The following is a 13,373-nucleotide window of genomic DNA, read 5'->3' as shown; positions in this document are numbered from 1 at the left end:
GACCACCGTGCGCAGCTGCCCGATCGGGCGGGGATCGCCGTCGGCCTTGCGCATCCGGGCCAGGGCGTCGACGACGGCGTGGCAGGCGGCGGCGACGTCGGCGGGCAGATCGGCGGCGAGGGTGGCCATGCCGTCGAACGGGCAGTCGTACAGCCGCACGTCGGCGTGCCGCTGCGCGGTCTCCCGGCGCTGGTCGATGGCGTCGGCGTCGGCCTCCTGCAGCAGCGCCAGCGCCCGGTCCTTGAGCTTGCGCACCGTCAGCGACGTGGCCTCCGGCAGCAGCGCCGCCTCGATGGTGCGGGCGGTGACTGCGCTCGTGTGTTCGAGGACGTCGACCAGGGCCTTGGCGCGGGCCTCGTCCAGGGTGCCGGTGGCCAGTGCGGCCCAGGTGGCGGGCAGCTTCTCCCGATAGGTCCACGCCCGGTGGGCCAGGTGGGCGGCGGTGCCCCGGCCGACGTTCAGCACCACCGCGAGCTCGGCGGTGAAGAACTCCGACACCCCGGGCAGCTCGGTGTCCGGCGCCCACGACCGGGAGCGGGCACCGGGGTCCCCGGGTGCGGGGTCGGCGTCATCGGGGGTGTCGTCGGCGAGGCCGAGGACCAGCTCGGCCTTGTACGCGGCGGTCATCGCCTCCATCGCCGCGACCCGTTGCAGTTCGGCGGCCTTCTGCTCCCGCGACAGCAGGGAGACCGGCAGCCGGGGGATCGTGACCGGCTGGTCGAGGAGCACGCCGACGAGCGCCCGCTCCACCGGCGACACGTACTCCGCGACCTCCTGCACACCCCGCACGCTACGGCCGGGGTACGACAGTTCCCGCAGGTCAGTGGGGCATCCGGCTGAACGGGATGACTGCAAGTCGAGTCCGGCAGCAGGGTGTGGTCCGAGTCGACGAGTCGTCGGGGACCGATGGCGGACACAGCATCACGCCGTGCCCGACCTCCCGGCTCCGGAGCCGCCCGCAGCGGCGTCGCGACCGACCCGTCCGGCGGGAGTGAGGCGACCTGACGGACCTCGACGGCGTCCTCGAGGACGTCGCCGGCATGCTCCGCGCGCTGCTGTGCTCCTACCGGTGGGGCGGCCGACCCATCGACCTCACTGAACGCTGACGCGGCGGCCGGGCTCGAGCAGCTCGGCGGTCATCCGGGCGGCCTGGCGCAGCGCCTCGCGCTCGGCCGCGTACCCGCCGAGGACGCCGACCACCGGCAGCTGGGACAGCGCCCGCGCGCCGATGCGCCCCTTGGGGCGCGCGTCGAGCGCCTCGTCGATGCGGCCGAGCAGCCGGGAGGCCCGCCAGATCGTGCGGACGACGCCGCGCAGGCCGGCCCGCTCCTCCTTCGCGCCGATCGCGGTCTCGGTGTAGGCGCCGCGCACCCGTTCCAGCAGTGGGCGGACCCGGCCGGGCGGCAGGTAGCGGTCGAGCAGCACCTCCGACAGCAGGGAGACCCGCTCGGCGGGGTCGGTGACGCCGTGCTCGTTGGCCACGCCGAGCACCACGAGCGACTGGACCGCCGTCCCGACGGTGTTCTGCAGCGGCAGGAGGTCGGCCAGCCGGCCGGCCAGCCGCGGCAGGCTGCTCGCGACCGCGCCCACCTGGGCGGCCTGCTCGCCCCACCAGGCGTCGCGCTGGGAGGTCGGGAGGCCCGGTGGACGGGCCAGCCGCCGCACGAGCGGGGTGGTGAGCCGGTCCAGCCGGCGCAGGACGTCGACGACGACGGCGTCGCTCAACGGAGGTGCCATGTCCGTGAGCTACCCGTGGCGCGGCGCTCGTACCGTGGCCGTCATGGCCGCACGCGGGTACGGGCGCGCCCGCCGCTGGACGGTCGTGGTCGGGCTGGTCGCCGTCCTCGCGTCGCTGCCCGCGCTCGTGGGCGCGCTGCCGGCCGACGACGCCGACGTCGCCGCCGCCGACCTGCGGGACGCCGTCCTCGCCAGCGCGGGTGTCGGCTTCTCCGGCTACGCCGTCTCGGCCGGCGGGCTCGCGCTGCCGGTGGGCGACCAGCTGCCCGCCGTCGCCGACCTGCTCAGCGACCGCACCGCGATGCGCGTCTGGTGGCGCGGCCCCGAGGAACACCGGGTCGACGTCGTGTCGGCGACGGGGGAGACCGGCGTGCACGTCGACACCGGCGGCACGTGGACCTGGGAGTACGAGTCCGCGACCGCCACCCGCACCGCCCCGGCCCCGCTCGCCCTGCCCGCCCCGCCGGACCTGGTGCCGGCGCCCCTGGGCCGGCGGCTGCTGTCGGAGGCCGCCGACGACGAGCTCTCCCGCATCGGCGCCCGGCGGGTCGCCGGGCGCGACGCGCTCGGCCTGCGCCTGGTGCCCGCGGCGCCGGCGGCCTCGGTGGCGCGCGTCGACGTCTGGGCCGACGCGGCGACCGGCCTGCCGCTGGCCGTGGAGGTCGTCGCCGACGGCGCGTCGGTCCCCGCGCTCGACACCCGCTTCCTCGACCTCGACCCCACCGCCCCGCCGGCGGGCGTCGTCGCGTTCGTCCCTCCGGCCGACGTCCGCGCCCGGGCCGGCCAGGACGCCGAGGGGCTGCTGCGCGAGGCCGACCGCCGGCTGCGGCTCGTCCCGCTGCCCCGCGAGCTGGCCGGCCTGCCGCAGCGGGAGCTGGCCGGGGCGCCGGAGACCGTGGGCCTGTACGGCAGCGGCGTGACGCTGCTGGCCGTGGCGCCGGTCCCCGGCCGGTTGGCCGCGGCCGTCCGCTCCGCGCTGGACGCCGCCCCCGACGCCGTGCGCGACGAGCGCGGCACCCGGGTCGCCGTCGGCCCGCTCGGGCTGATGCTGGTCGACACCCGGGCCGCCGGCACCTACCTGCTGACCGGGACCGTCACCCTCGACGCGCTGGCCGACGCCGCGGCCGGGCTCCCCGGGGCGCCGTCGTGACCTCGGTGATCACCACGCGGGGGCTGGTCAAGCAGTACGGCCGGGTGCGCGCGGTGGACGGCATCGACCTCGACGTCCGCGCCGGGGACGTCTACGGCTTCCTCGGCGCCAACGGCTCGGGCAAGACGACGACGGTGCGCATGCTGCTGGGCCTGGTGCTGCCCACCCGCGGCGAGGTCGAGCTGCTGGGCGAGCGGATGCCGCGCGCCGGGCGCCGGGTGCTGCCCCGCGTGGGCGCGCTCATCGAGGGCCCGGCGCACCACCGGCACCTGTCCGGCGCGGCCAACCTGGCGCTGCTCGACGCCGCCGGCCCGGGCGGCTCGCGCCGCACGCGGCGGCGGCGGATCGCCGAGGTGCTCGACCAGGTCGGCCTGGGCGGGGTGGGCCGGCGGAAGGTCGGCGCCTACTCGCTCGGCATGCGGCAGCGGCTGGGCCTGGCCGGGGCGCTGCTGCGCCGGCCGGAGCTGCTGGTCCTCGACGAGCCCACCAACGGCCTGGACCCGCAGGGCATCCACGAGATCCGCGAGCTGCTGCTCGAGCTGCACCGCGGCGGGACGACGGTGTTCCTCTCCAGCCACCTGCTGGCCGAGGTCGAGCAGCTGTGCACCCGGGTCGGCGTCCTCGACCGCGGCCGGCTCGTGCTGCAGGACCGGATCGCGCACCTCACCGCGCCCACCGGCGCCACCGTCGTCGACACCCCGGCGCCCGAGCGGGTGCGCGCGGTGCTCGACGGGCGGGTCCTGGGCACCGACGGCGGCCGGGTCGTGGTGCGCGGGGCGGACCCGGCGGAGGTCAACGCGCTGCTGGTCGGCGCCGGCGTCCCGGTGGCGGGGCTGGCGCTGCAGCGGCCCACGCTCGAGGAGGTCGTGCTCGCCGCCGCGGGCGCCAGCGCCGACCGGGTGGAGCGGGCGTGATCGGCAGGGAGCGGGCGTGATCGGCACCGAGCTGCGCAAGACCTTCGGCCGGCCGCGGACCTGGGCGACGATCGCCGTCCTCAACGCGCTGCCGGTGCTGGTCGCGGTGCTGCTGCAGGTGACCGACCTCGCGCCGCGGCCGGGCGAGGGCCCGCCGTTCCTGTCCGCCGTCCTCACCAACGGGCAGCTGTTCCCGCTCGCGGCGCTGGCGATCGTGCTGCCGCTGTTCCTGCCGATCGCGGTCGCGGTGGTCAGCGGCGACGCCGTCGCGGGGGAGGCGCAGGCCGGGACGCTGCGCTACCTGCTCGCCCGCCCGGCCGGCCGGACCCGGCTGCTGGTGGCCAAGCTGGTCGCGGTGCTGGCGTTCGTCGTCGTGACCGTCGTGGTGGTCGCCGCCGTCGGCTACCTGGTGGGCACGCTGCTGTTCGACGCGCAGCCGGTCGCGGCCGGGACGTCGGTGTCGGGGACCTCGCTGACGCCGGAGGAGCTGGCCGGCCGGACGCTGGTGGCGATCGGCTACGTCGCGGTGTCGATGCTCGGCGTCGCGGCGTTCGGGCTGTTCTTCTCCACGCTCACCGACTCGCCGCTGGCCGCCGCGCTCGGCGCGCTGGCGGTGCTGGTCGCCTCGTCGCTGCTGTTCACCCTCGACGCCGCCTCGCCGATCGCGCCCTACCTGCCGACGCGCTACTGGCTGGCGTTCGTCGACCTGTTCCGCGACCCGGTCCTGTGGCGCGACGTCGTCCGCGGGCTGGCGCTGCAGGGCGTGTACGTGGGCGTGCTGCTGACCGCGGCGTGGGCGAACTTCACCACCAAGGACGTGACCAGCTAGCCGCCGAGGCGGGCGCAGTCGGCGGGGCCCAGCGGCACGGGGTCGCCCGGCGCGAGCTCGGCCAGCACGATGCCCTGCACCAGCGGGTCGCGCGGCAGGTCGCCGTGGCCGACGCGGGCCTGCGCGCACACCGACTGCACGGTCAGGTTGAGCGCGCCGTCGAGGCGGGCGGAGTCCGGCGGGGTCACCGTCTCGTCCTGCGTCGTCCACACCGACACCCAGGTCGGTCCGGCGGGCGTCTCGTCGCCGGCGTTGAGGCCGGCGAGCAGGTCGCTGTCGGTGGCCAGCTGCCGGCACGCCTCGGGGCACTGGCCCGGCGCGACGCCGGCGGCGAGGTCGGCCAGCGTGGTCCCGTGGTGCGGCGAGCCGAGCGTCACCACCCGGCGGGCCACCTCCGCGCCGTCGCCGGTGACCCACAGCCGCGCGACGACGCCTCCGGCGGAGTAGCCGACGACGTCGACGCTGTCGGCGTCCGTGCGCTCGAGCGCGGCGTCGGCGGCGGCGTCCAGCGCGCCGGCCGCGGCGGCGAGGTCGCCGGTGCCGTTGCCGGGCAGCGCGACGACCGTGGCGTCGCGGCCCGCGGCGGTCAGCCGGTCGGCCAGCCCCGTGAGCGAGCCGGTGGTGCCGCCGTAGCCGGGCACCAGCAGCACCGGGCCGGGCTCCTCCTGCGGCACCGGCGCGGCCGCGACCGGCCCGTCGCCCCGCGTGAGCAGCAGGACGGTCGCCGCCACGGCGAGGACGAGGAGGAGGGCCGGCACGGTGAGGACCAGGCGGCGGCGGGCGGGGGAGAGGCCGGCGAGCACCCGTCCACTGTCCCCGGTCCCGCCGGCGTCGGCCCGGGCTGGGGAAGACTGCGCCCGTGCTGAGCCGCGACGAGTACCTCGCCGAGTGGTCGCGCTGGCACGGCGGCACCGACCCGGGCGCGAGCCGGCTGGTGCACGGCTGGCTGTCGCTGGCGTACGCGCTGGCCCGCGCCGTGTCGTGGCTGCCGCCGCTGGCCGCCACCGCGCTCGGCCTGCTGGTCGCGCTGGGCGCCGTCGGCCCGGCACTGGCCGGCGGCGCGTGGCTGGTCGCGGCCGGGCTGCTGGTGGGGCTGTCCGGGCTGCTGGACTCCCTCGACGGCGCGCTCGCGCTGGCCGGGGGGCGGGCGTCGCGGCGCGGCTACGTCCTCGACTCCGCCGTCGACCGGCTCACCGAGGCCGCGTACGCCCTGGCGCTGTGGGCGGCCGGCGCGCCGGGCTGGCTGGCCGCCGTCTACGGGGCGCTGTGCTGGCTGCCGGACTACCTGCGGGCCCGGGCCGGGCAGGCCGGGGTGGCCGAGACCGGGTCGATCTCGGTGTGGGAGCGGCCGACCCGGGTGGCGATGACCGGGTTCACCGTCGGCGGGGCCGGGATCGTCGCGGCCACCGGACTGGACGCGGCGGCCGGCGTGGCCGACGGGCCCGCGGTCGTGGTCACCGCCGGGGCCGCCGTCGGGGCCGTGCTCGGGCTGGTCGGCACCGCCCAGCTCGGCGTCTCGCTGCGCCGGGCGCTGGGGGACTAGCCGTCCGCCGCGACGCGCTCGGGATGCCCGCCGGGCGGCCGTCCCGGTGCACGCCGGGGGGCGTGTGACCGGGACCGCCTCTTAGGGTTGCCCTGCTCGCCGTCCCACCCGCTCGCCCCGAGGAGCCCCCGTGCCCGTCGTCGTCACCGGCTCCATCGCCACCGACCACCTGATGACCTTCCCCGGCCGGTTCACCGAGCAGTTCGTCGAGGGGCAGATGGAGAACGTCTCCCTCTCCTTCCTGGTCGACGACCTCATCCAGCACCGCGGCGGCGCCGGCGCCAACATGGCCTACGGCCTGGGCCTGCTCGGCCTCGGGCCGGTGCTGGTCGGCTCGGTCGGCAGCGACTTCGCCGACTACGACGCCTGGCTCACCCGGCACGGCGTGGACACCCGCGACGTGCGCTGGTCCGAGCTCAAGCACACCGCCCGGTTCGTGTGCACCACCGACGCGGTCAACAACCAGATCGCGTCCTTCTACTCGGGCGCGATGAGCGAGGCCGGCGAGATCGAGCTGGGTCCGGTGTGCGCCCGCGTCGGCACCCCCGACCTCGTCGTCGTCGGCCCCAACGACCCGACCGCGATGGTCCGGCACACCCAGGAGTGCCGGGACCGCGGCTACCCCTTCGCGGCCGACCCCAGCCAGCAGCTGGCCTGGGCCGACGGCGAGATGATCCGGGAGCTGGTCGACGGCGCGGACCTGCTGTTCACCAACGAGTACGAGTCGGCGCTGCTCACCCAGAAGACCGGCTGGGAGGCCGGCGAGATCCTCGCCCGGGTGGGCACCTGGGTCACCACGCGCGCCTCCAAGGGCGTGCTCGTCCGGCAGCAGGACGCGGCCCCGATCGAGGTCATCGCGGTCCCCGAGACCAAGCCGGTGGAGCCCACCGGCGGCGGCGACGCGCTGCGCGCCGGGTTCATCGCCGGGCGCACCTGGGGGCTGAGCCTCGAGCGGGCCACCCAGCTGGGCTCGGCGGTGGCCACCGAGGCCGTCGAGGTCGTCGGTACCCAGGAGTACGAGCTGCGCCGCGAACCCTTCCTGCAGCGGTTCGCCGCGGCCTTCGGTGACGACGCCGCGGCCGAGGTCGCCGAGCACCTCCCCGCCTGACCTCCTCGCCCGGGGGCGGGCGGTCAGCTGCCGCGGACCTGCTCGCCGATCGAGGGGTCCTCGGCCCACCGGGTGTAGGGGATGCGCGGGATCGCGCGCACCTCGCCGACCGTGCACCATTCGTTGCCGCCCAGCCGGGCCAGCGGCCGCAGCGCCTCGATCCGCGGGCGGCCGTCGCGCACCGCGTCGGTCCACACGCTCACCCACTCGACCCGGCCGAAGACGACGGTGCTGTCGCCCAGCCGCACCGTCGAGTGCAGCGTGCACTCGATGCTCACCGGCGACTGCACCACCCGCAGCGCGCCCACCCGCTCGCTCGGCTCCAGCCGGATGCCGGCGGCCTCGGCCTCGCTCTGGTCGGGCGGGAAGTCGGTGCCGGTGGCGTTGGCCTGCTCGAACAGCTCCTCGGGGACGAGGTTGATCGTGAAGTCGCCGGTGGCCTCGACGTTGTTCAGCGAGTCCTTGCGGCCCACCGAGGTGAACTGCACGACCGGCGGCCGCACGCACGCCACCGTGTAGAAGGAGTGCGGCGCCAGGTTGTGCACGCCCTCGGCCGACCGGCTGCACACCCACGCGATCGGCCGCGGGACCACCACGGAGTTCATGACGCGGTAGAAGTCCGTGGGGCGCATGTCCCCGGGGTCGAAGGCGGTCCGGTCGGGCGAGTCGGGCGAGGTCACACCCCATCCTCGCCCCGGTCAGCGCAGCGCGCGTCCGCGCCAGGTGAGCGTGCCGCGCCGGTGCCCGGCCACCGACCCGGCCAGCAGCGCGTCGAGGGCCAGCAGCGACAGCGGGTGCGCCAGGGCGTCGGGCCACACCCGCCCGCCGGTGGCCGCCGCGCTCACCGCCCGCCCGGCCACCCCGGCCAGCCAGCCGGCCAGGCCCGCCCGCGACCCGCGCAGCGCCGCCAGCGCGGGGACGACGCCGACGGCGGTGAGCACCGCCGCCGCGGCCACCGACGCCGCCGGTGACCCGCCGACCGACGCCCACAGCGACTTGCCGTAGCCCTCGCGCATCGCCGCCCAGCCGTCGTACATCCGGCACTCGGCCAGCGTCGCGCCCGCCACCGGCACCGCCCGCCCGCCGGACCGCTTCACCGCCCGTGCCAGCGCGACGTCCTCCACCACCTCCGCGCGCACCGCCGCGTGCCCGCGGGCGCGCAGGTAGCCGCGCCGGGTCAGCGCGAGGAACTGGCCGTTGGCCGCGGTCAGCGACGGCCGGGGTGAGCGCTCGGCCAGCCGCAGCGGCAGCGTGGTCATCCACAGCCACGGCGACAGCGGCTGCACCAGCCGCTCGGCGAGCGTGCCGGCCACCGGCCGCGGCCAGGGCGAGACCAGGTCCAGGCCGTGCGCCTCGAGCAGCCAGGCGGCGGCGGCCAGAGCGTCGGGCGCCACCCGGACGTCGGCGTCGAGGAAGACCAGCACGCCGTCGTCGGTCACCGTCTGCGCGCCCACCCAGCAGGCGTGCGGCTTGCCCAGCCAGCCCTCCGGCGGCTCGCCCGCGGGGACCAGCCGCACCCGCGGGTCGCCGACGCCGCGGACGACGGCGGCGGTGCCGTCGGTGGAGCCGTCGTCGACGACGACCACCCGCAGGTCCGGGACGCCGGCCGAGGCCAGCACCGCGGCCAGGCAGCCGCCGACCCGCGCCTCCTCGTCGCGCACCGGCAGCACCACGGTGACCGGCCGGGTCGCCTCCGGCGGGTCGGCCGGCGGGCGGCGCAGCAGCGCGGCGTTGACCGCGGCGTGCGCGGCGCCGGCGACCGCCAGGCCGGACAGGACCCGGACGACCGCGCCGCTCACCGGCGGCGGGCCTGCGCCGCGAGCACGGCCACGACGACGGCGGTCAGCGCCGCGCCCCACGCCGCCGACCCCGGCAGGTCCAGCCAGACGGCGTGGGCGAGCGCCCCGCCGGCCACCATCCACGCGATCACCAGCAGCGGCGCGGCGTCGACGCGGACGGCCGGTCCGACGGCGAGCTCGAGCAGGGCCATGAGCACCAGCCCGGCCAGCAGCCAGCCGGCGAGGTTGGTCAGCGGCACGGTGTCGATGCCGGGCAGCCCCGGGGCGGGGTGCGCCCAGGTCCAGTAGCCGGCCTGGACCAGCTGCGGGTCGAGGACGACGTCCCAGCCGGCGAACACCGCCGCGGCGACGGCGACCCGCGCGGCCCGCCGCCGGCCCGGCCGCACCCGGCGGGTGAGCAGCCCGGCCAGGACCCGGCTCGGCCAGGCCAGCATCAGCCAGGCCAGCGGCACGAGGAACGGCACGCCGAGCAGCGTCGGGCCGAGCGCGTCGCTGTAGGAGTAGGTGCCGTAGGGGACGCCGGTGGCCAGCCCGACCGACTCGAACGCGACCGCGGTGACCGCCACCAGCCCGAGCACCGCGGCGCCGGTGCGCGCGCCGTGCGCGACGGCGGCCGAGGCCACCGACACCGCCGAGCCGAGCAGCACGATCGTCCAGGACACCGCGTCGCGGGCGGCGCCGTCGGTGAGCGGGTAGGCGACCGCGGCCACCACCAGCAGCACGGCCAGCGCCAGCGGCAGCCGGGCGGGTGCCGGGGCCCGCCGGACGGCCGCCGTCGCGGCGCTCACCGGGCCGTCCGCGCGAGCCGCCCGGCCGCCGCGCGGGCGCGGGCGAGCGGCCGGCGGTAGGCGAGGACCACCCGGGCCGCCGTCCGGCCGGAGTTGCCCGACACCCCGCCGCCGGGGTGGGTGGAGGCGCCGGCCAGGTACAGCCCGGCCAGCCCCGGCACCCGGTAGCCGGCCAGCGCCGGCGTCGGGCGCAGCGAGAACATGCTGGCCAGGCCCATCTCCACGTGCATGACGTTGCCACGCAGCAGCGACAGCTCGCGTTCCAGCAGCACCGGTGTCTGGACGTACACGTCCCGCACCGAGGCGGCGAAGCCGGGGGCGTACCGGTCGACGGCGGCCACCAGCCGCTGCGCCTCGGCCGCGGCGAGGGCGTCCCAGTCGCCGCCGTCGGCGAGGGCGTAGGGGTACCACTGGCCCCACACGGTGACCACGTGCCGCCCGGGCGGGGCGAGGGTGTCGTCGCTGGCGGAGAAGGACATCGCCAGCGGCACCGGCTCGCGGGGCAGCCGGCCGCCCAGCCAGTCGCCGTGCGCGGCGGCCAGCTGGGCGCGGTCGGTGCACAGCAGCTGCAGGCCCTGCGCCGACACGGCCGGGTCGACGCCGGGGTAGGCCGGCAGCGCGTCGGTGAGGCAGCGCAGCACCAGCCCGAAGCCGTTGCCCACCGGCGGGGCGGCGTCCGCGAGGGCGGGCGGGGCGTGCTCCCCGGCGAGGTCGCGGGTGGCCAGCACGTGGCAGGCGGCGACGACGACCGGCGCGGACACCCGCCGTCCGGACACGGTCTCGACGCCGGTCACGCGGCCGTCCTCGACGAGCAGCCGCGCGGCGCCGTCGCCGAGGACGACGCGGCCGCCGTCGGACTCCAGCCGGCGGCGGAGCGCCTGGGTGAGCCCGCCGGAGCCGCCCACCGGGTGGCCGGGCGGGGTGTCGTGCAGCAGCGCCACCCAGGCGACCATCGCCGCGGTGCCCGGCTCGCTCATCGGCGGGCCGGACTGCGCGCCGAACCAGGCCAGCGCCGCCTTGAGCCGCTCGCTGGTGAACCAGCGGTCCAGCAGCGCGTCGCCGGAGCCGAGGAAGTCGGCGGCGAGGTCGCCGCCGGGGGTGCGCGGGGCGTCGCCGGTGGGGGCGCCCAGCGGCCAGAACGCCCGGGCCAGGCCCAGCGGGGTGGGCCGGCGGCCGAAGGAGTCGACGACGGCGCGGCTGCGCGGGCCCCAGACGCCGACGAACCGGCGGTAGGCCTCGGCGTCGGCGTCCCCGCAGGCGGCGGCGATCGAGGCGCAGGTGGCGTCGAGGTCGACGGAGAAGACCAGCGGGCGGCCGTCCGGGCCGGGGGCGCCGGGCGCCGGGGCGGGCGCGAAGCCCCACGGGTCGCAGTCCACGTAGCGCAGGCCGTGGGCGGCGAGGCCGAGCTCCTCGACGACCCCGCTGTGCCGGACGATCACGTGCGCGCTGGAGCCGCGGTCCACCCGGACCCCCGGCCAGCGCTCCACGGTGGACACCGCCCCGCCGAGGACGTCGTCGCGCTCGACCACCTCGACGCGGAGCCCGGCGCGCGCCAGGTAGCAGGCGGCGACCAGGCCGTTGTGGCCGGCGCCGACGACCACGGCGTCGACGGCCCGGTCCGGCTCCCGCACGCTCAGGAGCCGGGGACCGGCCGCAGCGGCAGCCGGGCGCCGAGGATGGCGAAGGGCCGGGCGTCCCCGGGGAAGTGGTGGCCGCGAGCGAGGTCGACGAACCCGTCGGCGTGGTACAGCCGGAACGCCTTGGTGTCGGCGTCGGGGGTGGACAGCAGCGCGGTCGGCGCGTCCACACCCTCCACCAGCGCGTGCAGCAGCCGCCGGCCCAGCCCGCGGCTCTGCGCGTCGGGGTGCACGTGCAGCTCGCACACCTCGAAGGCGCCGGGCAGCCAGCGCTTGGCGGTGCGCCGGTCCAGCGCCGCGCGCACCTGGTCGTGCCACCACTGGCCGGGGGCGACGAGGTAGCCGTAGCCGAAGCCGACCAGCTGCTCGCCGTCCGGGGTCGCGGCGAAGGCGCCGACCGCGCGGAAGCCGGGGCGCTCGGTGTGCTGGACGGCGTAGCCGTAGCGGCCGGCGACCACCGAGGCGTCGTAGCCCATCGCCTCGCCGTAGATGGCGAGCGCCTCGTGCATGTGCTCGCGCAGCCAGCCTGCGGGCAGTGCGGTCACCCGCGTCGCGGGTGTCGTGCCGGTCACGGGGTTCTCCTCGGTCACGGGCCCACCGCGGCGGGGTGGGGAGCGGCGGCCGGACCGTCGGCGGTCGGGCCGCTCCCGACCTCGGCGGGGGTGCCGGCGGTCAGTCGCAGCAGCTCGTCGTAGCTGGTGGGGAAGACGGCCGACGGGTGGCCGGCGGCGGCCCAGACGCGGTCGTACCGGGCCAGCTCGACGTCGACGAGCGTGCCGATCGGCGCCGGGTGCCCGACCGGGGCGACCCCGCCGATCGGCTGGCCGGTGTGCTCGCGGACGAAGGCGGCCGAGGCGCGCTCGACGCGGGGCACGCCCAGCAGGGCGGCCACCTGTGCGGCGGCCGCGGCGGCGGTGTGCGCGCCGTCGGCGAGCTCGTGGACCCGCCCGGTGGCGCCGGCCCCGACGAGCAGGTCGGCGATCGCGGCCACCCGGGGGTGGACGGGTCGGCTCATGCGCTGATCCTGCCACCGCTGTCGGACCCCCGCCGTACCGTCCGGCACGCGGGTGGGAGGGGTTCCTCCCGGGAGGACGGGGCCGCGCGTCCGGCTTGACGGGACCGGCGCGGTCGGGTCTACTCGAGGTGTTCGAACACACGTTCGAACAGGTCGGCCACCGTCCCGGGACCTTCCCCGCCCGGGCGGTGGGCAGGCCGTCAGGCGGCACGGGGTGGGGAGACGGGCATGAGCCGGGTGCTGGGTGACGTCGGCGAGCGGGCCGGCGAGGAGGTGCAGGTCGAGCGCGGTCCGCTCGGGCCGGCGCAGTTCTGGCGCGGGCAGGGCCGATACGTCGTCGGCGAGCTGCTCGACTCGTGGGTCGAGACCGCGCCGTGGTGGCAGCGGGCCGCCGGCACCACCGGCGGCGCCTCGGCCGACCTCGTCGCCCCCCGGGAGGTGTTCCGGGTCGAGGCGCTGCGGGCCGGTCGCTCGCGGATGAGCTTCGCCGGTGTCTACGACCTGTGCTGGGACGCCGCGGACAACCGCTGGTCGCTCGTGCGGGTGCACGACTGATGGGCGCCGCGCACGCCATGGCCCAGCAGCTGCCCCTGCCCCCGCCGCTCCCGGCGGCCGCGGGCCAGCTGCTGGACCAGGCCACCCGGGCCCTGGCCGAGGCCCGGCACGCCCCCGACGCGTGCCGGCGCTACGCCACCGCGCACCTGGCGGGGGGGGGGGGGGGGGGGGGGGGGGGGGGGGGGGGGGGGGGGCGGGGGGGGGGGGGGGGGGGGGGGGGGGGGCCGGGGGGGGGCGGGCCGGGGGGTGGCGGGGGGGGGGGGCCCCGGGGGGGGGGGGGGGGGGGGCCGGGGGCGGG

15 protein-coding genes are annotated in these 13,373 nt (G+C 78.1%); 6 read left to right on the top strand and 9 right to left on the bottom strand.

Annotation, left to right across the window (positions count from 1 at the left end):
- Both ACI796_RS22990 and ACI796_RS22985 read right to left on the bottom strand, forming a co-directional pair.
- Positions 1-780, bottom strand: a 780-nt coding sequence (locus tag ACI796_RS22990; RefSeq protein ID WP_456943537.1) for a DUF222 domain-containing protein, incomplete at its 3' end; no start/stop codon positions are given.
- Positions 781-1,092: 312 nt separating this feature from the next.
- Positions 1,093-1,737: a hypothetical protein gene (locus ACI796_RS22985; protein ID WP_456943536.1), complete on the bottom strand. Its 645-nt coding sequence runs from the start codon at positions 1,735-1,737 to the stop codon at positions 1,093-1,095.
- A 43-nt stretch (positions 1,738-1,780) separates the two neighbouring features.
- On the opposite strand from ACI796_RS22985, the gene ACI796_RS22980 reads away from it, so the two are divergent.
- From ACI796_RS22980 to ACI796_RS22970, 3 genes are read left to right on the top strand one after another with little or no spacing between them, the layout of a single operon-like run.
- Entirely contained in the window at positions 1,781-2,887 is a 1,107-nt protein-coding gene (locus ACI796_RS22980) for a transcriptional regulator (protein WP_456943535.1), read from the top strand.
- Positions 2,884-3,801, top strand: a complete 918-nt coding sequence (locus ACI796_RS22975) for an ABC transporter ATP-binding protein (RefSeq protein ID WP_456943534.1) — start codon at positions 2,884-2,886, stop codon at positions 3,799-3,801. The genes ACI796_RS22980 and ACI796_RS22975 overlap by 4 nt, the downstream gene beginning before the upstream one ends.
- Positions 3,802-3,817: 16 nt before the next feature.
- Positions 3,818-4,630: an ABC transporter permease gene (locus tag ACI796_RS22970; protein ID WP_456943533.1), complete on the top strand. Its 813-nt coding sequence runs from the start codon at positions 3,818-3,820 to the stop codon at positions 4,628-4,630.
- Here the strand turns inward: ACI796_RS22970 and ACI796_RS22965 are convergent.
- A complete protein-coding gene (locus tag ACI796_RS22965; RefSeq protein WP_456943532.1) occupies positions 4,627-5,433 on the bottom strand; it encodes a lipase family alpha/beta hydrolase in 807 nt (268 codons plus the stop codon). The genes ACI796_RS22970 and ACI796_RS22965 overlap by 4 nt on opposite strands.
- A gap of 56 nt (positions 5,434-5,489) precedes the next feature.
- On the opposite strand from ACI796_RS22965, the gene ACI796_RS22960 reads away from it, so the two are divergent.
- Complete coding sequence (locus tag ACI796_RS22960) at positions 5,490-6,173, top strand: CDP-alcohol phosphatidyltransferase family protein (RefSeq protein ID WP_456943531.1); 684 nt, start codon at positions 5,490-5,492, stop codon at positions 6,171-6,173.
- Between the two features lie 130 nt (positions 6,174-6,303).
- The gene (locus ACI796_RS22955; protein ID WP_456943530.1) at positions 6,304-7,281 is read left to right on the top strand and encodes a carbohydrate kinase family protein; all 978 of its coding nucleotides are present in this window, start codon (positions 6,304-6,306) and stop codon (positions 7,279-7,281) included.
- A gap of 23 nt (positions 7,282-7,304) precedes the next feature.
- Here ACI796_RS22955 and ACI796_RS22950 read toward each other — a convergent pair whose 3' ends face one another.
- From ACI796_RS22950 to ACI796_RS22925, 6 genes are read right to left on the bottom strand one after another with little or no spacing between them, the layout of a single operon-like run.
- Positions 7,305-7,961, bottom strand: coding sequence for a flavin reductase family protein (locus ACI796_RS22950; protein WP_456943529.1), 657 nt, complete (start codon positions 7,959-7,961; stop codon positions 7,305-7,307).
- A gap of 18 nt (positions 7,962-7,979) precedes the next feature.
- Positions 7,980-9,080 carry a glycosyltransferase gene (locus tag ACI796_RS22945; RefSeq protein WP_456943528.1) on the bottom strand — a complete coding sequence of 367 codons (1,101 nt, stop codon included), beginning with the start codon at positions 9,078-9,080 and terminating at the stop codon, positions 7,980-7,982.
- Positions 9,077-9,868: a carotenoid biosynthesis protein gene (locus ACI796_RS22940; RefSeq protein WP_456943527.1), complete on the bottom strand. Its 792-nt coding sequence runs from the start codon at positions 9,866-9,868 to the stop codon at positions 9,077-9,079. Before ACI796_RS22940 ends, ACI796_RS22945 begins: the two co-directional genes overlap by 4 nt.
- Positions 9,865-11,499, bottom strand: coding sequence for a phytoene desaturase family protein (locus ACI796_RS22935; RefSeq protein ID WP_456943526.1), 1,635 nt, complete (start codon positions 11,497-11,499; stop codon positions 9,865-9,867). The genes ACI796_RS22940 and ACI796_RS22935 overlap by 4 nt, the downstream gene beginning before the upstream one ends.
- Before the next feature lie 2 nt (positions 11,500-11,501).
- Positions 11,502-12,077, bottom strand: a complete 576-nt coding sequence (locus tag ACI796_RS22930; RefSeq protein WP_456943525.1) for a GNAT family N-acetyltransferase — start codon at positions 12,075-12,077, stop codon at positions 11,502-11,504.
- A 14-nt stretch (positions 12,078-12,091) separates the two neighbouring features.
- Complete coding sequence (locus ACI796_RS22925; RefSeq protein WP_456943524.1) at positions 12,092-12,520, bottom strand: YbaK/EbsC family protein; 429 nt, start codon at positions 12,518-12,520, stop codon at positions 12,092-12,094.
- 228 nt (positions 12,521-12,748) lie between these two features.
- Between ACI796_RS22925 and ACI796_RS22920 the strand changes: the two genes are divergently transcribed.
- A complete protein-coding gene (locus ACI796_RS22920; protein WP_456943523.1) occupies positions 12,749-13,075 on the top strand; it encodes a DUF6504 family protein in 327 nt (108 codons plus the stop codon).
- Positions 13,076-13,373: the final 298 nt, after the last annotated feature.

It is taken from the genome of Geodermatophilus sp. SYSU D00525 (genome assembly GCF_054050475.1).
Note: the sequence above shows the minus strand (reverse complement) of the source record. Positions and strands in the feature narration are given on the sequence as shown.

Excerpts from the sequence above, each read along its gene's own strand:
- ACI796_RS22985 (WP_456943536.1), bottom strand. The coding sequence starts at position 1,737 with ATGGCACCTCCGTTGAGCGACGCCGTCGTCGTCGACGTCCTGCGCCGG.
- ACI796_RS22980 (WP_456943535.1), top strand. The coding sequence starts at position 1,781 with ATGGCCGCACGCGGGTACGGGCGCGCCCGCCGCTGGACGGTCGTGGTC.
- ACI796_RS22925 (WP_456943524.1), bottom strand. The coding sequence starts at position 12,520 with ATGAGCCGACCCGTCCACCCCCGGGTGGCCGCGATCGCCGACCTGCTC.
- ACI796_RS22920 (WP_456943523.1), top strand. The coding sequence starts at position 12,749 with ATGAGCCGGGTGCTGGGTGACGTCGGCGAGCGGGCCGGCGAGGAGGTG.